Source organism: Methylophaga marina (genome assembly GCF_030296755.1).
Classification (GTDB): domain Bacteria; phylum Pseudomonadota; class Gammaproteobacteria; order Nitrosococcales; family Methylophagaceae; genus Methylophaga; species Methylophaga marina.
In genome coordinates this window covers 1,342,091-1,367,584 of sequence record NZ_AP027741.1, presented here as the reverse complement: position 1 = coordinate 1,367,584, position 25,494 = coordinate 1,342,091, and the positions used below count along the sequence as shown (strand labels likewise).

General features: G+C 44.8%; 18 protein-coding genes and 2 pseudogenes. 12 read left to right on the top strand and 8 right to left on the bottom strand.

Annotated features, from left to right (window positions below):
• Positions 1–76 precede the first annotated feature (76 nt).
• Entirely contained in the window at positions 77–847 is a 771-nt protein-coding gene (locus QUE24_RS06975; protein ID WP_286305885.1) for a flagellar motor protein MotB, read from the bottom strand.
• A gap of 289 nt (positions 848–1,136) precedes the next feature.
• On the opposite strand from QUE24_RS06975, the gene QUE24_RS06970 reads away from it, so the two are divergent.
• Together QUE24_RS06970 and QUE24_RS06960 are read left to right on the top strand one after the other, a co-directional pair.
• A complete protein-coding gene (locus tag QUE24_RS06970) occupies positions 1,137–4,457 on the top strand; it encodes an EAL domain-containing protein (RefSeq protein WP_286305884.1) in 3,321 nt (1,106 codons plus the stop codon).
• Positions 4,458–4,515: 58 nt separating this feature from the next.
• A pseudogene (locus QUE24_RS06960) lies at positions 4,516–5,078 on the top strand (Slp family lipoprotein).
• A 2-nt stretch (positions 5,079–5,080) separates the two neighbouring features.
• Here QUE24_RS06960 and oadA read toward each other — a convergent pair.
• Entirely contained in the window at positions 5,081–6,880 is a 1,800-nt protein-coding gene (gene oadA / locus QUE24_RS06955) for a sodium-extruding oxaloacetate decarboxylase subunit alpha (protein WP_286305881.1), read from the bottom strand.
• Positions 6,881–6,904: 24 nt separating this feature from the next.
• Positions 6,905–8,320 carry an acetyl-CoA carboxylase biotin carboxylase subunit gene (locus tag QUE24_RS06950; protein WP_286305880.1) on the bottom strand — a complete coding sequence of 472 codons (1,416 nt, stop codon included), beginning with the start codon at positions 8,318–8,320 and terminating at the stop codon, positions 6,905–6,907.
• Between the two features lie 116 nt (positions 8,321–8,436).
• Between QUE24_RS06950 and QUE24_RS06945 the strand changes: the two genes are divergently transcribed.
• Positions 8,437–9,387, top strand: a complete 951-nt coding sequence (locus QUE24_RS06945) for a LysR family transcriptional regulator (protein WP_286305879.1) — start codon at positions 8,437–8,439, stop codon at positions 9,385–9,387.
• Here the strand turns inward: QUE24_RS06945 and QUE24_RS06940 are convergent.
• Complete coding sequence (locus tag QUE24_RS06940; protein WP_286305878.1) at positions 9,384–10,082, bottom strand: GTP cyclohydrolase II; 699 nt, start codon at positions 10,080–10,082, stop codon at positions 9,384–9,386. The genes QUE24_RS06945 and QUE24_RS06940 overlap by 4 nt on opposite strands.
• A gap of 184 nt (positions 10,083–10,266) precedes the next feature.
• Here QUE24_RS06940 and mgtE point away from each other — a divergent pair, with 184 nt between their 5' ends.
• From mgtE to QUE24_RS06925, 3 genes are all read left to right on the top strand, one after another.
• Positions 10,267–11,697: a magnesium transporter gene (gene mgtE, locus QUE24_RS06935; protein WP_286305877.1), complete on the top strand. Its 1,431-nt coding sequence runs from the start codon at positions 10,267–10,269 to the stop codon at positions 11,695–11,697.
• 125 nt (positions 11,698–11,822) lie between these two features.
• The gene (pqqA, locus tag QUE24_RS06930; RefSeq protein ID WP_081443609.1) at positions 11,823–11,894 is read left to right on the top strand and encodes a pyrroloquinoline quinone precursor peptide PqqA; all 72 of its coding nucleotides are present in this window, start codon (positions 11,823–11,825) and stop codon (positions 11,892–11,894) included.
• A gap of 152 nt (positions 11,895–12,046) precedes the next feature.
• Complete coding sequence (locus tag QUE24_RS06925) at positions 12,047–12,910, top strand: MOSC domain-containing protein (RefSeq protein WP_286305876.1); 864 nt, start codon at positions 12,047–12,049, stop codon at positions 12,908–12,910.
• A 4-nt stretch (positions 12,911–12,914) separates the two neighbouring features.
• On the opposite strand, the gene QUE24_RS06920 is transcribed toward QUE24_RS06925, so the two are convergent.
• The 3 genes from QUE24_RS06920 to QUE24_RS06910 are packed head-to-tail and all read right to left on the bottom strand — an operon-like array spanning position 12,915 to position 15,386.
• Positions 12,915–13,691 (bottom strand): ferredoxin--NADP reductase, encoded by a 777-nt coding sequence (locus tag QUE24_RS06920; protein WP_286305875.1) that lies wholly within the window; start codon positions 13,689–13,691, stop codon positions 12,915–12,917.
• A 13-nt stretch (positions 13,692–13,704) separates the two neighbouring features.
• Entirely contained in the window at positions 13,705–14,637 is a 933-nt protein-coding gene (locus QUE24_RS06915) for an electron transfer flavoprotein subunit alpha/FixB family protein (protein ID WP_286305874.1), read from the bottom strand.
• Positions 14,634–15,386, bottom strand: a complete 753-nt coding sequence (locus tag QUE24_RS06910) for an electron transfer flavoprotein subunit beta/FixA family protein (protein ID WP_286305873.1) — start codon at positions 15,384–15,386, stop codon at positions 14,634–14,636. The genes QUE24_RS06915 and QUE24_RS06910 overlap by 4 nt, the downstream gene beginning before the upstream one ends.
• Before the next feature lie 103 nt (positions 15,387–15,489).
• On the opposite strand from QUE24_RS06910, the pseudogene QUE24_RS15795 reads away from it, so the two are divergent.
• The 4 genes and pseudogenes from QUE24_RS15795 (at position 15,490) to QUE24_RS06885 (ending at position 21,662) form a co-directional block, all read left to right on the top strand.
• Positions 15,490–16,421, top strand: a pseudogene (locus tag QUE24_RS15795) (LysR family transcriptional regulator).
• A gap of 3 nt (positions 16,422–16,424) precedes the next feature.
• Positions 16,425–18,080: an electron transfer flavoprotein-ubiquinone oxidoreductase gene (locus tag QUE24_RS06895; RefSeq protein ID WP_286305870.1), complete on the top strand. Its 1,656-nt coding sequence runs from the start codon at positions 16,425–16,427 to the stop codon at positions 18,078–18,080.
• A 42-nt stretch (positions 18,081–18,122) separates the two neighbouring features.
• The gene (locus QUE24_RS06890) at positions 18,123–18,638 is read left to right on the top strand and encodes an ankyrin repeat domain-containing protein (protein ID WP_286305869.1); all 516 of its coding nucleotides are present in this window, start codon (positions 18,123–18,125) and stop codon (positions 18,636–18,638) included.
• Between the two features lie 78 nt (positions 18,639–18,716).
• Positions 18,717–21,662 (top strand): DUF748 domain-containing protein, encoded by a 2,946-nt coding sequence (locus tag QUE24_RS06885; protein ID WP_286305868.1) that lies wholly within the window; start codon positions 18,717–18,719, stop codon positions 21,660–21,662.
• A 14-nt stretch (positions 21,663–21,676) separates the two neighbouring features.
• Here the strand turns inward: QUE24_RS06885 and QUE24_RS06880 are convergent, their stop codons facing one another.
• Positions 21,677–22,870, bottom strand: coding sequence for a GAK system CofD-like protein (locus QUE24_RS06880; protein WP_286305867.1), 1,194 nt, complete (start codon positions 22,868–22,870; stop codon positions 21,677–21,679).
• Between the two features lie 107 nt (positions 22,871–22,977).
• Here QUE24_RS06880 and QUE24_RS06875 point away from each other — a divergent pair, with 107 nt between their 5' ends.
• Both QUE24_RS06875 and QUE24_RS06870 read left to right on the top strand, forming a co-directional pair.
• A complete protein-coding gene (locus QUE24_RS06875; RefSeq protein WP_286305866.1) occupies positions 22,978–24,612 on the top strand; it encodes a phosphotransferase in 1,635 nt (544 codons plus the stop codon).
• A complete protein-coding gene (locus QUE24_RS06870) occupies positions 24,605–25,480 on the top strand; it encodes a GAK system ATP-grasp enzyme (protein WP_286305865.1) in 876 nt (291 codons plus the stop codon). The genes QUE24_RS06875 and QUE24_RS06870 overlap by 8 nt, the downstream gene beginning before the upstream one ends.
• The last annotated feature ends 14 nt before the right edge of the window (positions 25,481–25,494 follow it).

Here is a 25,494-nt window from a genome sequence, read left to right as displayed (position 1 = left end):
GTCCTTATCCGTTGGTTTCAGGGGGCCGATCTGTGTTCTGTTGTGTTCGATTATATAGTGATAATTCAGTCTACCGCTATGGGGTAATGATGCCAATTTCAACCCGACGATTCATAGCGCGCCCTTGCGATGTCAGATTTGAGCGAATGGGTCTGGTATCTGCATACGCTTCCACTCTAAACTGTTCGGGAGTCAACTCGCTATTACGCAGCAGTGCGTGTACGACTGATGTCGCTCTGGCGGCAGATAACTCCCAGTTTGAACGATAATTCAGGTTACTGAGTGGCACATTGTCTGTATGTCCTGCGACTACAAATGTCGTATTCAGTTCCGTGAGTACATCAGAGATGTGAGCCAGAACTGGCAATATGCCTTGTTTTAGCGTTGCCTGTCCAGAAGGAAAAGACGCATTTTCATTAATACGAATAATGACTCTGTCTTCAATGGTTTCAAGACTCAGCTGCCCTGCTGTGATCGCTTTAACAAATTTTTTCTGCAGTGTAGCCATCAGATTATTCAATTTTGCCCGTTGGTACAAATTGGCATCATGAATTTTTATGGCGTGCTCGTCATTGACACTTTCCTGAAAAATCTTTGAGAGGGGCGAGGGTGTATCAGTAGGAGCAGGGGAAAAGGTTTGTTTAATGATGCTGGTGGCTTTGATGATCTGATCTGGCGTTTCTTTTTTGACGCCAAAGGCATTTTCCATGGAGCGAACAACAACTTTATATTTCAGCGCATCTATTTCGGCCATGCTCAACAGTAATACAAAGAAGCAAAGCAATAGCGTCATTAAGTCTGCGAAAGTAGCTAGATACCGAGGTATGCCACCGCTTTGTTTTTTCATATTAGGTCGATACTGATTCTGGTTGTTCAATTCTGTTCGCTTTGGGTCACCGATTCATACAGGAAAACACTATCTTTGAATTACCATTTGATGTGTAGATATTGCTATGCTAATCAATCGTATACACGTTAATATGTGGTATTAATGCATCTGTTGCAAGCATTGTAGGGAAAGCTTGTGTCGTATCAATGCAGTAGCACAGCGAATGCGTATTGTTTTTGTGCATAATTTGCGAGAGCTATCTTCATAAAAGAGGTTATATTTCAGTTGGTTAAGATGATAGTCGTTTATGCATATTAGCAGTTACACAAAAATGGCATTCTATAGCATATTGGCTGTACTGGCTGTGATCTGCATCTCAGTCGCGACGTTTATCAGTCAAGGTGTCACCGAAAACTACAAATCTCAGCTATACGCCAATACTCAGGAATTACTCTCCGAATATAACAACCGTATCAGTTCCGAGTTACAGGGGCATATACAACTTGTTCGAGGCCTTCCCAGCCTATTTGCTGTGAACCAGGAGCTGTCGCAAGCACAGTTTGCTTCAGCAGTGAGTTATCTGGTTAATGACGACCTGGAGATTCGGAATATCGCGGCGGCACCAGATATGGTGATTTCATACATCTATCCGATAAAGGGTAATGAAGATGCGTTAGGGCTGAACTACCGTGAAGAACCTGAGCAGTTTGAAGCGGCTGACCGAGCAAGGCGAACACGTGAACTGGTGTTGGCCGGTCCACTAGAATTAAAACAAGGTGGTACAGGCCTGATTACCCGTGTGCCTGTTTTTTTACAGAATGATAAAACAGGTGAGGAATATTTCTGGGGACTGATTTCTGCTGTCATTGATATCAAAGCATTTTTTAATAAAGTCGGCTTGAACCAGGACCTGCCTTTTGAATTAGCTATCAGAGGGAAGGATGGCTTAGGGCGACAAGGTGCTGTGTTTTATGGTGACCCTGCTTTATTCCAACAGCCCACATTGAGCCAAACACTTAAGCTGCCTGAGGGAGAGTGGATACTGGCGGCTGAACCAAAAGGTGGCTGGTCTACTTTACCCAAAGCATACTGGCATGAGGTACTGACGGTTTATGGTGTGACCGCTTTTATCTTTTTACTGGCAGCCATCATTATTCGTTTTGTTTTGATGGCATCAATCGCTAATTACAAATACCGCAGTCTGATTCAATCTTCACCTGTTCCTTACATTTTGTTGGATAAGCAGCAGCGAGTGATGTTTATCAATCAGTCATTTAAAGAAACCTTTGGTTACGATCTGGATAACATTGAAACCTTACCTAACTGGAAAAGGCTCATGTTTCTGGTACAGCAACAAAGGGAAAAATCAAAACATGATTTCTCTCAAGAGAATGCTCATATCAGTAGTATGAGTCATGCTTTCGAGATTGATATTGAGACGAAAAAAGGCAAACCTCGAGTAGCCCTGGTCAGCTCATCCGTAGTTGAGAATACGCTTGGAGATGAGACCTTGCTGGTGATTTATGACATCACTGTGCGTAAAGAGGCTGAAGAGCAGCTACGTTTTTCTTCACGGGTCTTTAATCAGGCTCATGAAGCCATCATGATCACGGATACCAAAGGCGTGATCACCGATGTGAACCCCGCCTTTAGTCATATCACAGGCTATAGTCGTGAAGAGGCGATAGGTCAGACACCTCACTTATTGAGTTCCGGAAAGCACTCGCCTGAGTTCTTTCAGAACATGTGGAAATCCATCAGCGACCATGGCTATTGGCAGGGAGAGGTATGGAACTGCAGGAAAAATGGTGAACTTTATGCAGAGTTGTTAACGGTCTCATCATTGACTGATGACGACGGTGCAACACGTCATTTTGTCGGATTGTTTTCAGATATTACCAATGCCAAACAGCAGCAAGATACCTTGGAATTGATGGCCCATTATGACGTGCTGACTAAGCTTCCCAATCGTGCCTTGCTGGCTGATCGTTTCTTACAGGCAGTGGCGCATTGTAAACGTGCAAAAACGATGCTGGCAATTTGCTTTCTGGATCTCGATGATTTTAAGCCGGTCAATGATACCTATGGACATGATGTTGGAGATCAGCTGCTAATTGAGGTGGCTAATCGCTTACGAAACAATGTTCGGGAAGAAGATACCATCTCAAGGTTTGGTGGTGATGAGTTTGCCATCATCTTTCGTGATGTGGAGTCTTTACAGGAATGTGAAGACATGTTGAAACGGATACACCACTCTATTGCTCAGCCATACTACGTAGATGATTTACGCCTGACTATCAGTGCTTCCAGTGGGGTTAGTTTTTATACACAGGAAAGCGATGATCTGGACACACTACTCCGCCATGCTGATCAAAGTATGTACCAGGCAAAATTATCTGGTCGGAATCACTACCAGCTATTCAACCCAGCCGATAATCAGCTGACTATAGAAAAACAACAGCTGTTGCATGATATCCGTCAGGCCTTAAAAACCGATGAATTCTGTTTGTTCTATCAACCAAAAGTGAACATGACAAACGGTGAAGTCTTTGGCATGGAAGCACTGATACGTTGGCAGCATCCAACGAGGGGATTATTAACACCGCTCAAGTTCTTGCCCGTGATTGCTGACAGCGAACTAGAAATTGAGATCGGACGGTGGGTTTTGCAGCAAGCACTTAAGCAACTCCAGTTTCTACACCAGCAAGGCTATATGCTCTCCATCAGTGTCAACATTGCCTCTTACCATCTGCAATCTGATGCCTTTGTAAGTGACATGGAGACGTTACTGGCCGAGTATCCCGATATCGGACCGGAATATCTACAACTGGAAATAGTCGAAACCACCGCTCTAGGTGATATTGGGGCCATCACCAAGGTCATAAGGCAATGCAAGGATTCCATTGGTGTATCAGTGGCATTGGATGATTTTGGTACTGGCTACTCCTCACTGACACATTTACGTCACTTGAGTGCCGACACGATTAAAATCGACCAAAGCTTTATTCGTGACATGCTTGATGATCCACAGGACTATACGATTGTTGATGGTGTAACCGGCCTGGCTGAAGCGTTCGACAGACAAGTCATTGCAGAAGGTGTTGAGACGGTCGAGCATGGATTAATGTTGTTGTTGATTGGCTGCGAAAACGCTCAGGGCTATGGCATAGCCAGACCCATGCCAAGCGATGACGTGATGTCGTGGCTCAGACATTATCATGCTGAAGTAGGCTGGGTATCAGCATCTCGTTTATCACTCACACCAAGACAGAAGGCATTACGGTTTTTCATGCTAACGCTTGAACGCTGGCGACAAGTGTTTTTGAGTAACTTTGATGAGAGCAGTGATACGGCTCAATCACCACAATGGCCAATTATGGATGTGCATTACTGTCATTGTGGCACGTGGGTTGAACGCGTAAAGAATCAGAACCTGTTCGAGCACGAATGGTTAGATGAGTTGGTTGCAACGCATCTGAAATGGCATAACTTGGCGATAACAATGCGGGAATATGCACTTGCTGACAAGATGGGGGAAGCCAGAGCGTTTCTAGATGAGTTCGATAAACTCTATCAGGAGTTACTGTCGCTCATCGCTACTTTAGAGACTGGAAAATCCCTGCAATGAAAGACGCTGTTGAACTGAACTAACAGAATACCGCTCTGGTCACACAGCTATTGAACAAATGAAGGTACAAGCAATGCGTGCTTTATTTCCTCTATTAATGTTACTGCTGAGCGCATGTAGTAATTTGCCAATGGCGATTAAAGAAGCCCCAAGCCCTGACTGGCAGTTAAGTCAGGTCGCTGTTGAAGCTGAACAGCACAAAGGTGAAGTGATACGTTGGGGGGACAAGTCGTTAAAGTGGAAAATGATGATAATGGCTCAACGATTCATGTTGTACAGTTTCCACTGAATAGTTTTGGAAGACCGGATAGTGATGGTGTCAGCCAAGGACGATTTTTAATTCATTCTGAAAGTTTTATCGATCCTTACATCTATAAAGCCGGTACATTAATCACTGTTGCCGGCACGGTTGAGAAGAAAGAGACCGTCACAATCGATAAGAAATCAATGAGCTTACCGGTTGTGATCTCTTCTGAATTGTACCGCTGGACGCAAGCGGACTATTCGCGTGATCCTTATTGGCGGAGTCATCCTTATTATTATGACCCGTTCGCCTATGGCCCGTATTACGGGCCAGGCTTACGCCCATCATGGCGTTACTATAATGGGCTTTATTGGTAAGCTTATTCGACGATCTCGATTAAGGTTTCACCTGGTGTCACACGGTCGGCTTTCTTCACGTGTAATGCTTTAACCGTTCCAGCGATATTAGCCAGTAGTTCGGTTTCCATTTTCATGGCTTCCATGACTAACAGGGCCTGACCTGCTTCCACTTTGTCGCCTTCTTTCACCAGAACTTCAACCACATTGCCAGGCAGCGGTGCTGTGACATGACCCGGATCGGTGGCTTTCTTACGGCCACCGGTATTACCGCCATCATTTACATACTCATTTAACGCTTCGAAAGTGACTTCTTCTGGCATGCCATCGATAGATATGTAGAACTTACGTTTACCACCGCCAACATCACCTACACCGGTGATGGCAATGTCATAGCTTTCACCATGGACATCCACTTTAAACTCGGTAGCAATGCTTTCTTTATCATTATGAGCTTCACTAACAGGTAATAATGGCTCAGGTTTCAATGTGCCTTCAGCACGTTGTTGTAAGAATTCACGACCGAGATCCGGGAACATGGCAAAAGTCAGTACATCTTCTTCTGATGTCGCTAGTTCGCCAATATCGGCTCTGAGTTTATCCAGCTCTGGTGCCAGCGCATCAGCAGGACGAGAGTCGATCACTTCTTCGTTACCAATGGCTTTTTTCTGCAATTGTGCATTAACAGGTGCGGGTGGCTGACCGTAGCCACCCTGAAGATAACGTTTCACTTCATTAGTGATGGTTTTATAACGTTCACCGGCTAAGACGTTATATACCGCCTGAGTACCCACAATTTGTGATGTGGGTGTCACCAATGGTGGAAAACCCAGATCTTCACGAACGCGTGGAATTTCAGCAAACACATCGCGAATTCTATCCAGTGCGTTTTGTTCTTTTAATTGGTTGGCCAGATTTGACATCATGCCGCCCGGAACCTGATTGATTTGGACAGACACATCTTCGCCCGTAAATTCGCTTTCAAACTGGTGGTATTTTTTGCGAACGTCACGGAAATAGTCGGCAATTTCGGATAACAGGTTCAAATCAAGGCCAGTATCCCAGTCTGTATTACGCAATGCAGCAACTTGAGATTCAGTCGCTGGGTGGCTGGTACCGCTGGCAAATGAAGAAATGGCGGTATCAATACGATCCACACCCGCTTCAATGGCTTTTAACTGACATTGTGCTGCCAGACCAGAAGTCGCGTGAGAATGAATAACTAAAGGTAAGTCGACTTCTGATTTAATGGCTTTCACTAAATCGTAGGTCGGATAAGGCGCCAATAGACCAGCCATATCTTTAATGGCAATCGAGTCTGCGCCCATGTTTTGTAGATCTTTGGCCTGTTTTACAAACAATTCAGGAGTATGAACCGGGCTGGTGGTGTAGCTAATCGTACCTTGAGCATGTTTACCGGCTTTTTTGACCGCTTTCATGGCGGTTTCCAGATTACGCAGGTCGTTCAGCGCATCAAAAATACGAAATACATCAATACCGTTTTCAGCCGCACGCTCGACAAAAGCACTGACCACATCGTCAGCATAATGGCGGTAACCCAACAGGTTTTGGCCACGTAATAACATTTGTAAACGGGTATTGGGTAAGGCTTGTTTTAATTGTCTGAGTCTTTCCCAAGGATCTTCTTTTAGGTAGCGAACACAGGCATCAAATGTGGCACCGCCCCAGACTTCCAGTGACCAATAACCGACCTGATCGAGCTTGTCACAGATAGGCAGCATATCGTCAGTGCGCATACGAGTGGCGATAAGTGATTGGTGAGCATCACGCAGAATGACATCAGTAACTTCAATTTTTTTCATAAAATCTCCAGCAGTGTTTAAGGCTTACCAGCCTGCATGGGCTGCAATTGCAGTGGCCAAAGCCAGCGCCACTGCGCTGGGACGTCGTTTATTCGAATAGTTAAGTAATTCCGGATGGTTAGGCACAAAACTTGTGTCGAAATGACCAGATCGGAAATCAGGATGATTGAGAATTTGTTTGTAGTAGTTCTCAGTGGTTTTAATGCCATGCAAACGCATATCATCCAGAGCGCGTTGACCACGGCTGATGGCATCTTCCCAATCCAGTGCCCACACCACCAGTTTCAGACACATGGAGTCAAAATACGGTGGGATTTCATAACCCGTGTAGATAGCAGTATCCACTCTGACACCAGGGCCGCCCGGTGCGTAGTAGTGGGTGATTCGACCGAAGCTAGGCAGGAAATCATTTTTCGGGTCTTCAGCATTAATCCGAAACTGTAAAGCATAGCCGCGATAGGCAATGTCTTGCTGGCGGTAGCTTAACGGCAAGCCAGATGCGATACGTAATTGTTCACGGACAATATCAATACCGGTAATTTGTTCGGTAATGGTGTGCTCTACCTGAACCCGGGTATTCATCTCCATGAAATACACTTCATTACCGGTGAGCAAAAATTCGACGGTACCCGCATTTTCATAATTCACTGCTTGAGCCGCTTTGACAGCCAGGCCACCGACATAATCACGCTGCTCAGGTGTCAGTTGTGGGCTTGGTGCAATTTCAATCAGTTTTTGATTACGGCGCTGAATAGAACAATCCCGTTCATACAAATGCACGACATTGCCTTCGCTATCAGCGAGGATTTGTACTTCAATATGACGAGGGTCAACAATACATTTCTCAAGGAAAACTTCAGCAGAACCGAATGCCTTTGTCGCTTCAGAAATAACGCGTGGATACTGTTGACGCAATTCGTCGGCACTATCACAACGACGGATACCACGACCACCACCACCAGAGGTGGCTTTGATCATGACTGGATAACCCACTTCTTCAGCCAACGCTAACGCTTCATCTAAGTCCGCTAAGTTGCCGTCAGAGCCCGGTGTAATGGGTACACCAGCATCGCGCATACTGTCTCTAGCAGCTGTTTTATCGCCCATTTTTTCAATAACGCTGGATTTGGGACCAACGAAAGTGATGTTGTGTTTTTCACACAGGCGGGCAAATTCGGCATTTTCAGATAAGAAACCATAGCCAGGATGGATAGCATCGCAACCGGTTTCTATCGCTAAGTTCACAATACGTAAAGGATCAAGATAGCCAGCGAGTGGATCATCACCAAGTGAATAGGATTCGTCAGCACGTTTGACGTGTAATGCATAACGATCGGGTTCGGTATAAATAGCGACTGAACGAATGCCCATTTCTGCACATGCGCGAACAATGCGCACAGCAATTTCACCACGATTGGCGATTAACACTTTTTTCAACATGAGCTACTCCAGATTGAATCTAGGAAATAGGCTAGAGGAAATCATACATAATGAAAAATTGATATAATTTTGATTAGTGATAAGTAATTACTTATGTATAAGGTTTTTTAATTTTTATGTCATTGACTTTACAGCAATTAATTAGTCGACTGTCTTTTCGTCAAATGCAAGTGTTTCGAGCTGTCTATCAACAGCAAGGTTATGGAAAAGGGGCAGAAAGTTTGGGGCTGACTCAGCCCGCCGTCAGTTCTCAAATCAAAAAACTGGAGTCAGCGCTGGGGCAGCCGTTATTCGAATATGTCGGTAGAAAGCTTTATTGCACGCGAGCAGGTGAACGGGTAGCTGAACATATTGATGCCATATTTGAGCAAGTCGCCAGTTTGCAGAGTGATTTACATCGACTGGAGGGAAAGCTTTCAGGTGAGTTAAATCTGTGTGCGGTCAGTTCAGCCCAGTATGCGGTGCCGCATGTATTAAGAGGGTTTTTACAGCAGTATCCATCGGTCAATGTAAACCTGAATATTGTGAACCGTACGCAGGCCATTGAGCGTTTGAATGACAATAAAGAAGATTTGGTGATCATGGGCTTGGTACCTAATGATCGTTCCTTATCGTCCTTACCCTTTCTGGATAATGAATTGATACCCGTGGTGCCGGTACACCATCCACTTGCCACAAAAACACATATCCATCCGCAGCAATTTCTTGATGCACAATTGCTCAGTCGTGAATCTGGATCTGGTAATCGACTGGCTTTAGAGCAGCATTGTCAGCAACAACGTTTATCGCTGAATGTCACCATGCAGTTTGGTTCTAATGATGCACTAAAGCATGCTGTTCTAGCTGGGTTAGGTGTCGCTGTTTTGCCGAGGTTGAGTGTGTTATCTGAGCTGCGGCTGGGCCAGTTGGTCAGTCCGGTAATTAAAGGTTTTCCACTGCGACGCAGTTGGTGTCTGGTATCGCCTCAGGGTAAACATGCAACCCCTGTTACTCAGGCTTTTTTAGAGTATATCCAAACAAACTTGAAAGAGATTCATCAATATTTTCAATCGTTGGATGTTGTCTAGGGCTTCCTTAGCAGCTCGTCAATACTAATCTGATGATTGCCCCGGTGGATTTTAGTTGTCAGATAACCATGGTTATGGCGGTTTGCAAATACCCCGGTAGGCCGTGTGCCATGAACCTGAATACCGGCCTTTTCCAGTTGCTGACGTTTGTCCGGATTGTTAGTCATTAGCATAATCTGATTCAGCTTGAGTGCATTCAGAATATCAGCCGCTGCTTGATAATCCCGTTCATCGACGTTATGACCAAGTTCTAGATTAGCGGTAAAGGTGTCATGTCCCTGTTCCTGCAAACGATAGGCATCCAGTTTTTCATACAAACCAATGCCGCGGCCCTCCTGACGCAGATACAGTAAATAGCCACCTTCTTTATTGAATAAACTTAATGCCTCCTGTAATTGCGGTCCGCAATCACAGCGTGCTGAACCCAGCGCATCACCGGTAACACACTCCGAATGGATGCGCACAAGTGGATGTGTGGGATCGGGTCTACCAAGCTTCAAAGCAAAGTGTTCTTTGCCATCCACAAAACCCGAAAAGCTATACATTTCTGCCATGGCCTCACTGCCATCATTAAGAATAATGGGTAACTGAACAGTCGTTCTAATCGTCACTGCGGATGCGTCTTTGGCAGAACGGAAACAGTGGTTAATTCGTCTGAGCAATGCGCTGAATAGCTTAGGGCGGTTTGAGTTCACAATGTAAGGCAACGTCTAATAAAGCAATCGGTGATCTTACTGCATCTGACTCTTTTTAAGAATAATTTATTGAAATACTGGAAAGTTTTCCCGCTAAAGGGTAAGTGCATTTCAGCCATCATCAGATTGAAATATCTCTGACGCATACTAAAAGGTCGGCACTAAATATGATGAGGCGTTTTGCGTGCAACAACTGAAGCAAACAGAGCATATATTTCACTTAATTTATGATTTGCTTAATCGCCAGGAGCTAGTGGAAACCCTGACAATACGTCAGGAGAATAAGGATAAGCAGGCATTAGTCGAGCTGTTAACCGTCAAGCAGTATCAAGGTGAAATTCAGCAGCTGTTAAACCGCTTACATCCATATGACATAGCAAATCTGCTTGAGCAATTACCGCCGGTACAGCGCTCGTTTATTTGGCAACTGCTGCAAAGTGAGCATATGGGGGCGGTGCTGCTGGAGCTTTCTGATAGTTTACGACAAACCTTATTAGCAGAATTACAACCAACCGATTTGATTCGGGCGGCATCGCATCTCGATACTGATGAAATTGCGGATCTGATGCAAGAGTTACCAGATGAGATCGGTGATAGCGTCTTATCCTCATTACCACAGCAGCAGCGTGAAAATGTACAGTCCACCTTACTCTTTCCTGAAGAAAGCGTTGGTGCCTGGATGGAATATGATTTTGCTGTGGTACTTGAGAATCAAACCTTAGATCAAGTGTTACGTGAGTTACGTCAGAAAGGGAAGTTACCGGATGAGTCCGGTTTTATCATGGTGATCAATTCGGTGGGTTTATTTCAGGGACTGCTGCTCGTCTCTGATTTATTAATCAAGCGAGGTGATTTACGGGTAGCCGATTGCATGTTGAAGCAAGCCCATATCTTTCATACTACCGACTCTGCCGATGAAGCGGCACGTGATTTTGAGCGCTATGAATTATTGGTAGCACCGGTGGTGAATGCACATCAGAAACTGGTTGGGGTATTACGTGTCAGCTCGCTAATGGATCTACTGGAAGAACAGTCGCAGCGCCAGTTTCTCGCTCAGGCAGGCTTATCGAAAGAAGAAAATTTATTTGATCCGATGATGAAGTCAGCTAAAAATCGCTGGCCGTGGATTGCACTGAATCTGGTGATTGTATTGATTGCTTCTCGCGTGATTGATCAGTTCCAGACCACGATTAGCAGTATGGTGGCACTAGCTGCCTTGTTACCCATCACCGCTAATATTGGCGGCAACACGGGCAATCAAGTGGTGGCGCTGGTGATTCGTGGGCTGGCATTAAAACAACTCGACGCCAATAATCTTCGACGGCTCTATATAAAAGAGTTTTCCGTGGCTGCGGTGAATGGGCTGATATGGGGAAGTTTAACGGGATTGCTAACGCTATTTTTGTATCAGAATCTGGGCTTGGCCTTTGTAATGATGCTAGCCATGTCTGGCACGATGGTGTTAGCGGCCTTAATCGGCGTAAGTATTCCGTTGATTCTAAAGAAGCTGAAACAGGATCCGGTATTGGGCAGTAGTATTATCACTACAGGAATGACCGATACACTGGGCTTTCTGATTTTCTTGAGCCTCGCTTCTTTACTCCTGCCAAACTGACGGATAATCAATTTATCATTACTCAGGAAAATCCTGAGTAATCAAAAGAAAAATACGCTATTGTCATTTGCCACGGACTCGTAACATAGGAACCGTACTAACAAACACAAAGCGAGGTGATTATCATGTGGACTAAACCAGAATATTCAGACATGCGTTTCGGTTTCGAAGTAACTATGTACATCTGCAACAGATAATAGTTTCTCAAATCGAGAGCAAAAAAGCCCCACTCGTTGGGGCTTTTTTTATGCCCGAAGAAAATTATCTACGTAAAATGCCGGATATACAGACCGGACACACAATCTTAAGCTTAGCACCAGTTATCGCATCACGGACATAAGGTGGTTTTATGCTCAAGGTTGGCTCAATCAAACAAATCTGGCGTTATCCAGTCAAAGGGATGGCAGGGGAACAGCTTGAACAATGTTATCTAGGTGAAAATGGTTTAACTGGCGATCGTATCTGGGCATTACAAGATACTCAGCGACAGGAAATCCAAAGCTGTAAATTTCGGCCTGAATTATTACGCTGCAATGCAAAGTGCCGACGTGGAGATGCGACCGGACCAGATGATCAGGTTGATATCACTTTTCCTGATGGCGCCGTGATTGGCAGTGATGAGCCACAGGTCAATCAGTTACTGACTTTGCTAACCGGGTTTGATTCCACATTACAGCCGCTTAAGCCTATTGAAGAGCAGGATTTCTACAAACGATATAAACAAGACGATCACACTTGGTTGGAAGAGCTAAAAGCCACATTTGATCGAGAGCCTGGTGAAGCCTTACCGGATTTGGATAACCTGCCCGAGCAGGCTCAGGAGTATGTATCACTGCCAGGTACCTTTTTCTTAGTTACGCCTTTTCATATGCTGACGACCGCCACACTGGATTATATGAAACAGCTTAAACCTGACTCTGACTGGGCAGTAGAGCGCTTCCGTCCAAATATTGTCATTGAAACGGTTCCAGGTATGGAAGGTTTGATTGAGCAAGCCTGGTTAGATAAAACGATTCAGATTGGTCAGACGACAGTGCAATGTTGTGGCACCACGCCACGATGTGGCGCCATTACCCGACAACAGCGCCATATCCCATCAGATAAAAAAATGCTTCGTACGATTGTGAAGCAAGCTGACCAAAACCTGGGAGTCTATGGCGCTATTGCTGAAGCTGGCGTTATTCGTGTTGGTGATGAGGTCTTTATTCAATAAAGCCTTATTTCTCCACAAAAGCACGTTCAATCACATAGTCGCCGGGTACACCGATGCGAGGAGAAACCACAAACCCTCGCTCATCTAATAACGCTGCGGTGTCATTCAGCATTTGTGGACTGCCACAGATCATGGCTCGATCATGCTCAGGATCAAGGGGAGGTAGACCAATATCCTCAAATAATTTGCCACTGGTAATCAGATCCGTCAGTCGTCCCTGATTTCGGAAAGGTTCGCGAGTGACGGTGGGATAATAAATTAACTTTTCTTTGACCAGATCACCAAAGAATTCATTGTCAGGCAAGTCTTTTTCAATGAAATCGGCATAAGCCAATTCACTGACATAACGCACCCCATGAATAAGAATGATTTTCTCAAAGCGATCATAGGCTTCGATATCCTGAATCACACTGAGAAAAGGTGCGAGCCCGGTACCTGTTGAGAAGAGGTACAGGTTTTTGCCCGGCTTTAGATCATGCACGACCAAGGTACCCGTCGGTTTTCTGCTGACTAATATCTCATCACCAACCTGTAAATGTTGCAGGCGTGAAGTGAGTGGCCCGTTAGGAACTTTGATGCTGAAAAACTCCAGATTTTCATCATAATTCGGGCTAGCAATACTGTATGCACGAAGCAACGGTTTATTGTCGACTTCAAGGCCAATCATCACAAACTGACCATTTTCAAAACGCAGGCCCGGATCACGGGTAGTTTTGAAGCTGAACAGATTGTCATCCCAGTGGTGCACGCTTAAAACGCGCTCGCTTGCAAATGTACTCATCGTTATCTCTTTTTTATGAAAGGGCGTTGGTTAAACTAGGCACGGCATCAAACAGATCGGCCACCAGACCATAGTCGGCTACCTGAAAAATCGGCGCATCGGGATCTTGATTGATGGCGACAACAATACGGCTGTCTTTCATGCCGGCGGTATGTTGCACCGCACCAGACACGCCAACCGCAAAATACAGTTCAGGTGCTACCGTGACACCTGTTTGACCGACCTGGATTTCATTTGGCGCATAGCCTGCATCCACAGCCGCTCTGGTCGCACCGAGTGCAGCACCGAGTTTTTCAGCTAAGGGATTAAGTAAGGCATCAAACTTCTCTGCACTACCTAATGAGCGACCACCCGACACCACGACTTTGGCCGAGTTAAGCGCAGGACGATCGGACTCAATTCGAGACTCACTGATCCAGCGTGTTTTGGTGAAAGGTTCAGGGACTGAGACTGCAGTTATTTCAGCCTGACCATTTAACTCAGCCGCAGTAAATTTACTGCCACGCACCGTCAGGATTTGCTTTGCATCACGGCTTTGTACGGTGGTGTGAACGTTACCGGCATAGATAGCCCGCACATAGCGGTTGTCAGGATGAATGGCTAATACGTCCGAGATCATGGCGACACCGGCCACAGCGGCTACACGTGGCAACACATTCCGGCTGAATGAGGTATGTGCAGCCATCACGACCTCATAATCTGTCACCAAAGTATCAATCAGCTTACTCACATCTTCAGCAAGCGGATGCTCAAACTGCGGGGCATTGGCATGTAATACCTCAGTCACTCCATCTACAGTCGCGGCTTGTTTGGCAATCTGCTCAGACTGATAACCCACAACTAACAGATGAACAGGCTGTCCCCAATGTTGAGCAGCGGAGACAGCGTGACGGACTTCGTTATGCAGTTGTTGTCCATTGTGTTCGGCTAATACTAATGTGCTCATAGTGCAATTCCTTCTTTTGTACGTAATTGCTGCAATAAAGCATCAACACTGTCGACTTTAATGCCAGCTTTACGTTGAGGTGGTTCGGCGACATTGATTAATGACAATCTGGGCGTTAAGTCAGTGACCAGCTCTGAAGCCGACAGGTTTTCGATCGGCTTCTTTCTCGCCTGCATCAGATTCGGTAGTTTGACGAACCGTGGATCGTTTAAGCGTAAGTCAGCAGTGACTACCGCAGGTAATTGCAATGCCACGGTTTCGGTACCACCGTCTATTTCACGGGTAACGATAGCTTCACCATTTTCAATATCCAGCTCCGAAGCAAAAGTACCTTGTGGATAATCCAACAAGGCAGCCAGCATTTGCCCTGCCTGACCAGCATCATCATCCACCGCTTGTTTACCGAGAAGTATCAGATCCGGTTGCTCTTTATCAGCGACGGCTTGTAAGAGTTTGGCGACCTCCAGCGACTGTACTTCTGTTTCGTGTTCGACCAGAAGTGCCCGATCCACACCCATAGCCAGCGCATGTCTTAATACATCCTGATTGGCTGATGAGCCAATGGACACGGCAACAACTTCATCGGCCTTACCTTGTTCTTTCAAACGAATGGCTTGCTCAATCGCATTTTCATCGAACGGGTTGGCACTCATTTTCACGCCGTCGATATCCACATTGGAACCATCGCCTTTGATACCGACTTTGATGTTGTAATCCACTACACGTTTTATCGCGACTAAAATTTTCATTACATTTCCTCTTAAGGTTTGCTGAGCATTTTATAGTGGCGTACAATATTTGTTAAATTGATAATTTAGATATTATCTATCTAATAAATAGATATGTAAAAACATGAAATTCAGTCTAAGACAACTCGAAATTTTTGTTGCTGTCAGCCGAACAGGCAGTGTGTCTAAAGCCGCTCAAGCCTTGTTTCTATCTCAATCTGCAGCCAGTACCGCACTGGCAGAATTTGAGAAGCAATACAATGTGCAATTGTTTGATCGTGTGGGTAAATCCCTGCGGATTAATCAGGCAGGTCAGCAATTGTTACCGCATGCTGTTGAGTTACTAGATCGTGCGCAGGAAATTCATAATCTCATGGAAGGTCATGCCGGATATGGTCTGATGAAAATCGGTGCCACGCTGACCATTGGTAACTATTTGGCGACCTTGCTGGTGGCCGAGTTTTTACATGAACATGCTGATAGCCGCATTGAGTTGCAGGTTCACAATACAAAAACCATCATTGAACAAATTGCGAACCATGAGCTTGATATTGGTTTGATTGAAGGGGATGTCATCACCCGGATATTGAAGTGGAAACCTGGATTGCCGATGAGTTAGTGGTGTTCTGTGCACCTGATCATCCTCTGGCAAACAAGAAAAAGGTCACTATGCAACAGTTATTAGCAGAGCCTTGGATTCTCAGAGAAAAAGGTTCTGGTACACGTGAAACGTTTGATCGTGCTTTTCACAATTATCATTCACAACTCAATATTCGCCTCGAACTTGAACACACCGAAGCGGTAAAACGTACAATCGAATCAGGTCTGGGTATCGGTTGCATTTCCCGACTGGCATTAAAAGATGCCTTTCGTCGCGGTAGCTTGGTGCCGGTCAATGCACCTGCTTTGGATCTAGGTCGGTATTTCTATTTTCTGTGGCATAAGCAGAAATATCAGACCACCGGCATGCGTGAGTTTTTAGCGTTATGTCAATCGATTACTGCTGATGTTTCGCGCAGTGACGAGGTTAATCTCACTCGAATTATTAAGGAATAAATCATGCAACGTGACGTAATGAATTATGACTTGTTAATTATTGGTGCTGGGCCAGCGGGGTTGGGCGCCGCTATTCGTTTTAAACAATTAGCTAATGAGGCCGGAAAGGATCTCAGTGTCTGTGTGTTAGAAAAAGCCGCTGAAGTTGGGGCACAGATTATTTCTGGTGCTGTGATCGATCCGATCGCGTTAAACGAGCTGATACCCGACTGGAAACAAAAAGGCGCACCACTAAAAACCGCCGTGAGTGAAGATAAGTTCCAGTTTATGACCAGCGATAAAGCGTGGACGATTCCACATTGGTTAATGCCGCCTTTGATGAAAAATAGTGGTAACTATATTGGGAGTTTGGGTGAGTTATGCTCATGGCTGGGCGGTCAGGCTGAAGAGCTGGGCGTTGAAATCTATGCTGGCTTTTCAGCTCAGGAAGCTTTATATAACGAACAGGGTGATCTGATTGGGGTTATTACTGGGGATATGGGTAGAGATGCCGATGGTGAGCCGACAGCACAATTTGTGGCAGGAATTGAAATTCAGGCGCCTTTTACCCTAATTGCAGAAGGGGCCAGAGGTTCTCTGGCACGTCAGTTAGAGTCGCATTTCAATCTACGTGATGCAGACCGTCCAGCCAAGTTTGGCTTGGGCATCAAAGAAATCTGGCGTATCCCTGAGCAACAGCATCAGCCAGGTTATGTCAGTCATAGTTTTGGCTGGCCCTTATCTGACGATACGGGGGGCGGTGCTTTTGTCTATCACTATGGTGAACAATTAGTGTCTATCGGGATGGTGGTGCATCTGGATTACAGCAATCCGTATCTATCACCTTTTGATGAGTTTCAACGTTTCAAAACGCACCACGAGATACGAGCAATGTTACAAGGCGGCAAACGTCTTAGTTATGGTGCCAGAGCCATTAGCGAAGGAGGTTTGCAATCTTTGCCGGATCTGATTTTCCCTGGTGGTGCATTTATTGGTTGCAGCGCGGGCATGGTCAATGTGCCCAAAATTAAAGGCAGCCATAATGCGATCAAATCAGGCATGTTAGCCGCAGAAGCGGCTTACGACTATTTTACTGAATCGACAAATGATAGTAAGCGTTTACTTATGGAATATCCCATTAAATTAAATGCTTCATGGGTTTGGAAAGAGTTAGAAAAAGTGCGTAACTTTAAACCCTTGCTGTCACGTTTTGGCAACATGACAGGTGGCGCCTTAGCGGGTATTGAATTGTGGCTGAGTGCCTTACATATCAAGTTACCCTGGACATTGCAGCATCAGCAGGCCGACCATAAAAGTCTCAAATCGAAAAACCAAGTTAAGAAAATTGACTACCCTAAACCAGATGGTGAGCTGACTTTTGATCGCTTGTCTTCGATCGATTTGAGCAATATCGTGCATGATGATAACCAACCTGGTCATTTGCAATTAAAAGACAAGGCCGTGCCCGTCACCATCAACCTGAAGAACTATGATGCACCAGAACAACGTTATTGTCCGGCCGGAGTCTATGAAATTATTGAGCAGGCAGGGGAACCGTCGTTGCAGATAAATGCTCAGAACTGCATACACTGTAAAACCTGTGATATCAAAGACCCGACTCAGAATATTGTCTGGGTGCCACCAGAAGGCGGCAGTGGCCCTGTATACAAAGGTATGTAAGGGTGGAGTGGATAGCTAACAACAGAGTTAAAGGATACTGTAATGACAGAAAATGACGCCAACCCAGAAATGGATGAGAAAACCTACGAGCTAGCTCAATTAGTCTTTCAGTTAGTGCGTGACGGTAAAGCGGAAGAGTTAAAAAAATCACTGGAAATGGGCTTGCCAGTGGATATTCGCACGGGCAATGGCGATAGCCTGTTGATGCTGGCCAGCTATAATGGCCATTATGAGATGACAAAGTTATTGCTGGAACATGGTGCCGACCCTGAACTGGCCAATGATCGTCAACAAACCCCTTTAGCTGGAGTGGCATTTAAAGGTTATAAAGATATTGCCGATTTGTTGATTCAGCATGGTGCCAATGTCAATGCGACAACGCCAGATGGTAAAACAGCACTGATGTTTGCAGCCATGTTCAATCAACTGGCGGTAGTCGATTGCCTGCTGGCGCATGGTGCTGATATAGAGGCCAGGACGGATGACGGCAAAACGGCGTTAATGTTGGCGGATGCGATGGGCGCGGCAGACACGCGTGAGCGTCTTCAGCAAGCCTAACTCACCAGTACACACATTGGTACGATAAAGTTAATTGTGTACTATCTAATGATTCCATCATCACAATGAATGAATTGCATGCCATCAGCTAAGACTTTTCTTTTTCGTCATCGTCGTTTCATTATCGGCCTGCTAACTCTGGTCGTTATTTACATGCTGGCCGGGTTTTATTTCTTGCCCTGGCTGGCAGAAAGACAACTAAAAAGCACTCTGGACCAGCGCTTACAGCTGCAAACACAAGTACAGGATATCCAATTCAACCCTTTTACCTTTGAGTTAAACATCGCTGGTCTGGCTATTCAAACCAGAGAAAACCAGCCTATTCTGGCTTGGGATTCGGTATATGTGAATGTCGATCCAAGCCAATTAATCAAAGGTGATATCAGTATTCCTACAGTAGATATTAACGCGGCTGATCTGCATTTTCAGCGTTATTCCGAGGCAGAAAATACCCTAACACGTCTGGCGAATACATGGCAGGAAACAGCACCTGAAAAAGAAGAGTCAGAACCTGTCACCGCGGATTCCACCACTTCAGATGCCGATGAGCCACTCTTTCATGTCGTTTTAAACACACTAAGTTTTGAGGGCGGCGAAATACATTACCTGGATAAAGTCCCTGCTGAGCCATTTAAAACTGTTATATCGCCTATCAATTTTCAGCTGAATCAATTTTCTACTCAAGCTGATGAAACCGCGAAAACCACATTGAATATGGAGCTGGAAGACAAGGCGAATCTATCAGTGGCGGGCACTTTTTCATTATCACCACTGACTGTAGCCGGTCAGCTCAAACTGAACCAATTTAATCTACAGACGCCGTACCGCTATTTTAAAGCGCAGTTACCGGTTGAATTAAAGCAAGGTGTCGTCAATATCAGTCTGGACTATGATGTGGATATGAGTGGTCAGCAACCTAGCGTTGATATCAATAAGACGGCTATCCAACTCTTTGACCTCAATGTGGCACAACCAGGCTTGGATAAAGCCTTAATTGCCGATGGTCAGCTGCAGCTAGAAAAGGGCCGTTATCGTTATCCTGACAATCAATTAAGCATTGATAAAGTATCAGTCAATGAGGCGAAACTGGTCACGATCATGAACGAACAGGGCGTGATTAACTGGCAGCAATTACTGGATGCCCTACCCAAATCAGAGGCAGATGACGCGCAAGAAACTAACGATACGCCAGCCATACAGTTAGCTATCTCAGAAGTCGGACTGAATAATATTGATCTGTTTATTGAAGATAAACAACCGCAATTGCCGTCTAATATGACATTGAATCTCACTGCCAGCCTGAATAACCTCAGTCTTGCAGATAAGCAAATCATGCCTTTTAACGCCAATATTAAGGTGAGTTCAGGCGGTACATTGTCTACTACAGGCGAGCTACAACTTTTCCCTGAACTGGCGGTAACAGCAGCGAGTAAGATCGACCAATTATCACTGACGCCATTACAGCCATACATCAATGAATATGCCATGGTGACGCTGGAAAATGGACAGTTATCAGCTAATGCTTCGCTGAAAAGTAACGCTGATGATGCCTTCTTGGTTAATGGCGACTTAGCGTTATCATCGTTGCAGATAGATAATCAGAATCTGAAGGAAAAACTGTTCAGCCTGGATGCCTTATCCATCAATACCATTGATTTCTCCCTCAAAAATAAAGAGTTAGCTATTTCTGATATTGAAGTCAATCAACTGTACAGTCGTATCTTTATCAATAAAGATGGCGTGACCAATTTGCGTCAGCTGTTAAAAGAACAACCGAGCGCTAGCACAGCCACAGCTACTGAAAATAATGCTGAGCCATACAAAGTATCTATTGGTGAGGTGATCATAAACAAGGCTAGTTCACGATTCACCGATGAAAGCCTGCCAATTGTGTTTGATACTGAAATGCGATCATTAGATGGTCAGATTAGTGGTTTTTCTACCGAGTCTGATCAGGCCGTTGAATTGAATCTGGAAGGACAGGTACAAGAGTTTGGTATGGTCGAAATTGAAGGCAGTCTGGCACCGTTCAATATTACCGAAGAAAGTAATGTGGCCATGTCATTCAGCAATCTGGATCTGCCAGCCATGAGCCCATACACCATCAAATTTGCAGGTAGAAAAATTGCCGATGGTCGTGCTGATGTCAAACTGAATTATGAAATCCAAAATGGAAATTTAAATGCATCTAACAGCCTGGTGATACGTGATATCAAGCTGGGAGAGCGAGTGGAATCACCAGAAGCAGTAGATTTACCTCTGGATCTGGCCGTGGCCTTATTAAAAAATAGTGAAGGGGTGATTGATTTAAGCATTCCGGTGACAGGCGATGTCAATAATCCTCAGTTTGAAATGGGACCGGCTATTCGCAACGCGATTTTTAATGCGATTCGTAATATTGTGACGTCACCATTCCGCTTCCTGGCCAACCTGATAGGAGGTGATGAGCAGCCAGTCGATAATATTCAGTTTAAGGCGGGACGAGCTGATCTCACGCCACCTCAAAAAGAAGCCTTGCTGAAACTGTCTGAAGCGTTGGTCCAACGTCCACAATTAATTTTAGACATTCCGGCGCCTTATGCCGAGAAGCTGGATCGGCAACAATTGCAACTTAAAGCGGTGGAGCAGGATATCAAAGCCGGTTTAGAGCAGACTGACACGGACCAACAATTATTAGTCCGTCGCCAAACGGTATTAGAGCGTTTATATACAGAACAAGCTTTAAGTCCTGACCTAACAGCAGTGAAGCTGGAGGTAATGGCCGACAATACGGCAGCCGATGATGAAGAGCCGTCTGTAGATTTGCTGGCCTATAACAGCAAACTAAAATCCCGTTTAGTCGCAAACAAAGTGATTTCCGAGGCAGATCTGAATAATCTGGCCAAAGCCAGACAGCAGGCCGTCATGCTTTATCTGCAAGAACAGGCCAAACTCAGTGAGGCTCAATTACATGCTGGCATGGTGAAGCAAGAGCAGGCCGAGCAGGATGTGGTCATCATGAAATTTGATATCCGTGCTCAATAAAATGACTGCATAATTTAGGTAAGCGACAGTAAAGCAGAAACTAAGCGTTTATTATCATATGTTTTATCATGACGTTTATCGATTAGCTTAACGTCGATGAGTTCAATATTGAGCTCTTGCAATAAGTCTGTTGGAATCCCGCCAGGATATTGTCCATTTTTGGTATCCACCATTAAATAATTCAATACAGTGTTGGCTGGAGCATCATCAATGATATCTTCTTGAATATATTTGATGATGGTCATGAGTGAGTCTTGTAACGTCATGCCAAGCTGTTCTGGATCGCTATTGAGGTTAGGTACGAACACTTTGGGGCACCCATTGTTAGCGATGGCTTTGCCCACACCGGTCGGCAGTAAGTTGGCCAGCAGACTGGTATAAAAGCTGCCTGGTGGGTAACAGATTAAATCTGCATCTTCAAATAAACCACGGTTTCGTTTACGTAACTTTGTCTCGGTGGGACGACTACCATTTAACGTTTCGCTCAAGTGAATGTGCTTGATGGGAGATAAAATAGGGGCGACTTCCTTGCCTGTAATTAAATGTTGTCCATGAATAATTTCTCCATTCTCTAGCTCGACAGAGAGGTGGTAATCATCATTGGTGATGGTTCTCACTGTACCTAATACATGCACCAATTTTGAGAATAAAAAAACGATGGGTTCCAAATCTTTATGATTATTCAGATAGCCACCAGCCAAGATTAAATTACCAATACTGGCGCCACGAAGATCAAAGTCCTTGGGCATGGACTGATAAAAATAACCCAGATGGTTACAAATCAACTTACGCATAGGGTTGGCAATGTCATTGATTAAATCATCTTTGCCATTCACCATATTCTGTAGTCGTCGCTTAAGCCGCTCTTGATTCTCAGTGACTGAGAAACGGTAACTGAACAGTCGATAGATTTCAGGATGCCCTAACACCGTCTCATCAGCTAAGGCCATTAAGCGACTGCGTAAATCACCAATAGCAGGCATATCGAAGGCATGTCTTAGCTTAGCTGAGCTACCGCCTGAATCGAAAGGGCTGACAAAATGAATGGAGTTATGGGTGAATTTTTTCAACTCTCGTGATAGCCCCGTTAATGCGGTACCACCACTGAAGAACAAAATTCTCGGCCCCAGCTCGGGTATCTTTTGATAGCGGCTAATTCTGAGTGGGTCGGGGATAGATGCCGTTCGACAAACGCGGATTTTGGTCATCAACTTGTCCAAGCAAATAAGTGTGTTGGCATAGTGTAACAATAGTTTCACACACTGTTCAGAGTTGTTTTGCTAGACTGCAGTGACTTTAAGATGCCCATAACTTCATGAAAAAAATACCAACAGAGATAAAAGAAAATTTGCAGTTTCTCTGTGTCGAGATTGATGCCCAGCTAGCCACACTGTCGAGTTATTACAGAAATCCTTCTGCGTCTTTGGCACGCAAAGTCCGTGATCGTGCCGGGTATGCCTATAATTTAAAAACACGTATTCATACGGCAACGGTTAACCGTATCGCCGCTGGTGTTGAGCATGATTCGGATAAATTCTGTCTGCGCTGTATTGAGTTCATTGCCACAGATATTGAGCGCATTGCTGAAATATGTCGTCATTGTATTACCCAATCAGAACAGATTCACGATGCACAAGCACTGATGAGTAAAGCCTTTATCGCTATCGTAAAAAAGGTCAGACAAGCCATTAAACTTATCCTACCTGCGGTGATTGAGAGGAAATCAAGCATTGCGCTGGATATTGAGCAAATCAATCAAGGACTTCGCAGTAGTCATCAGCGATTAATCAAACGCTATGTGTCTGCTTTAAAAAAGCAGACGCAGACCAAACAGTTAACGCAGGCCTTATTTGTCGCTTATGAAATGAAACAATTTGATGATGCTTTATTGCGTATAAGCGAAACCATTGTGTCAGCTAATGTGGGGCAGCCGATCAATTTTGAACGGTATTATTCATTTCAATCTTTGATCAGTGATGTGGAGAAAGGTGATAGTGATGTCACTATTACCCCTATCGCTGAAACTCGCTCTGGCACGGCTATTTCAGGTCTGTCTAATGGCGCTGAGAAAACGGGGTTTATGGCGGTCTATAAGGACGGTCAGAAGCAAAAGCTAAAAGAAGAAAAGCAGGGGCTGAACAGCTGGGATAGTATCTATCCAGGCTTAGCGCCTAAAATTTTGTCCTACCAAAAGCGTGGCGAATCAGCGGCGTTATTAATCGAACACCTTCCTGGGTATACCCTTGAAAAAGTGATTGTGAATGAGTCAGAAAAACTGCAAAAACAGGCGCTTAAAGCACTAAAGAAGACCTTAGAGTCGTTATGGACAGAGACCTTGCGTAAAAAAGTCAGTCCAGCTTTATTCATGCAGCAAATGGATAGTCGCTTAGCTGATGTGTATAAAATTCACCCAGAATTTGATGCCGCGAACAGTCAGATTGGCGATTACGATTGTCCATCAATGAAGTCACTCATTAAGCAAGCACGTCAGTTGGAGAAGCAATATCCACCGCCTTTCTCAGTGTATATTCATGGCGATTTTAATGTGGATAATATTATTTTTGACCCCATTGAAAACCGCATTAATTTCATCGATTTACATCGTTCTAAATACACTGATTATGTGCAGGATGTCACCATTTTCATGGTATCAAATTATCGCCTGCAGATTTTAGACTCAGAGCGAAGAAAACAAATCATGAAAATGGCTATCGAAATGTATCGGTTTGCCCGTCGATTTGCTAAACAACACCAAGACAACACCTTTGAAATCAGGCTGGCATTAGGTCTGGCCAGAGCGTTTGCCAGCTCCACCCGCTTTATTTTGGATAAAGCACTCGCTAAGCGAATGTTTTATCGAGCCCGTTACCTAATAGATCTGGTGTTGACGACCCACCCAAAACAGATTCATCGTTTTTCTGTACCTGTGAAGGAGATATTTGTTGAGTAACGATCTAAAAATAGGCGTGATAGGCATTCCTGGTAAGTGGTCCACTGAAACCTTGGCGGATGCAGTTCAGGCTAAAACGGGCTATCGTTTGGTGATCGATATGTCAGAAGTGACCCTCGATTTAACACGAATGCAGCTGATGTATCGTGGTACTAATTTATGTGAACTAGATGGTCTTATCGTTAAGAAAATATCGGCAGAATATTCACCCAGTACCTTAGATCGACTGGAAATGTTACGGGTAGCTGAGCAACAAGGGGTAAGAGTGTTCAGTCGGGTAGAATCGATGTTACGTCTGATTGATCGCCTAAGCTGCACGATAACACTCAAAAATGCTGGCATACCGATGCCAAATACCTGTATTACAGAGGATGTTGAGCAAGCCATAAATACCGTCAAACAGTATGGTGAGGCTGTTTTTAAACCCTTATTTTCTACTAAAGCCCGCGGCATGACTTTAATCAATGCCAAGCAGGCTGATTCTCAGATTCGTCAGCAAGTCAGCGCTTTTAAACAGGCCAATCCGGTGATGTATATTCAACAAAAATTGAATCTGTCAGGACAAGATCTGGGGCTCGTTTTTTTAGCAGGAAACTATCTGGGGACTTATGCCCGGGTATCACAAAGTGATGCATGGAATACCACGATTCACAGTGGCGGTCGCTATGCTGCTTTTGAACCGTCATCAGAGATTATTGAAATGGCGACTCAAGCCCAGTCATTATTCAACATGGATTTTACTACTGTGGATGTGGCGATCACCGATAACGGTCCAATTGTATTTGAGGTGTCTGCATTTGGTGGGTTCAGGGGGCAAAAGAAGGCTGTGATGTTGATGCTGCTGCCTTATATGTCGAACATGTACTAAAGACGATAGATAGC

What these genes read in the sequence shown, in the direction of transcription:
- QUE24_RS06895 (WP_286305870.1), top strand. Translation starts at nt 16,425, where the DNA reads ATGCAACGTGACGTAATGAATTATGACTTGTTAATTATTGGTGCTGGG.
- QUE24_RS06885 (WP_286305868.1), top strand. Translation starts at nt 18,717, where the DNA reads ATGCCATCAGCTAAGACTTTTCTTTTTCGTCATCGTCGTTTCATTATC.
- QUE24_RS06875 (WP_286305866.1), top strand. Translation starts at nt 22,978, where the DNA reads ATGAAAAAAATACCAACAGAGATAAAAGAAAATTTGCAGTTTCTCTGT.
- QUE24_RS06910 (WP_286305873.1), bottom strand. Translation starts at nt 15,386, where the DNA reads ATGAAAATTTTAGTCGCGATAAAACGTGTAGTGGATTACAACATCAAA.
- QUE24_RS06950 (WP_286305880.1), bottom strand. Translation starts at nt 8,320, where the DNA reads ATGTTGAAAAAAGTGTTAATCGCCAATCGTGGTGAAATTGCTGTGCGC.
- QUE24_RS06975 (WP_286305885.1), bottom strand. Translation starts at nt 847, where the DNA reads ATGAAAAAACAAAGCGGTGGCATACCTCGGTATCTAGCTACTTTCGCA.
- QUE24_RS06945 (WP_286305879.1), top strand. Translation starts at nt 8,437, where the DNA reads ATGTCATTGACTTTACAGCAATTAATTAGTCGACTGTCTTTTCGTCAA.
- QUE24_RS06915 (WP_286305874.1), bottom strand. Translation starts at nt 14,637, where the DNA reads ATGAGCACATTAGTATTAGCCGAACACAATGGACAACAACTGCATAAC.
- QUE24_RS06925 (WP_286305876.1), top strand. Translation starts at nt 12,047, where the DNA reads ATGCTCAAGGTTGGCTCAATCAAACAAATCTGGCGTTATCCAGTCAAA.
- oadA (WP_286305881.1), bottom strand. Translation starts at nt 6,880, where the DNA reads ATGAAAAAAATTGAAGTTACTGATGTCATTCTGCGTGATGCTCACCAA.
- QUE24_RS06890 (WP_286305869.1), top strand. Translation starts at nt 18,123, where the DNA reads ATGACAGAAAATGACGCCAACCCAGAAATGGATGAGAAAACCTACGAG.
- QUE24_RS06880 (WP_286305867.1), bottom strand. Translation starts at nt 22,870, where the DNA reads ATGACCAAAATCCGCGTTTGTCGAACGGCATCTATCCCCGACCCACTC.
- QUE24_RS06970 (WP_286305884.1), top strand. Translation starts at nt 1,137, where the DNA reads ATGCATATTAGCAGTTACACAAAAATGGCATTCTATAGCATATTGGCT.
- QUE24_RS06920 (WP_286305875.1), bottom strand. Translation starts at nt 13,691, where the DNA reads ATGAGTACATTTGCAAGCGAGCGCGTTTTAAGCGTGCACCACTGGGAT.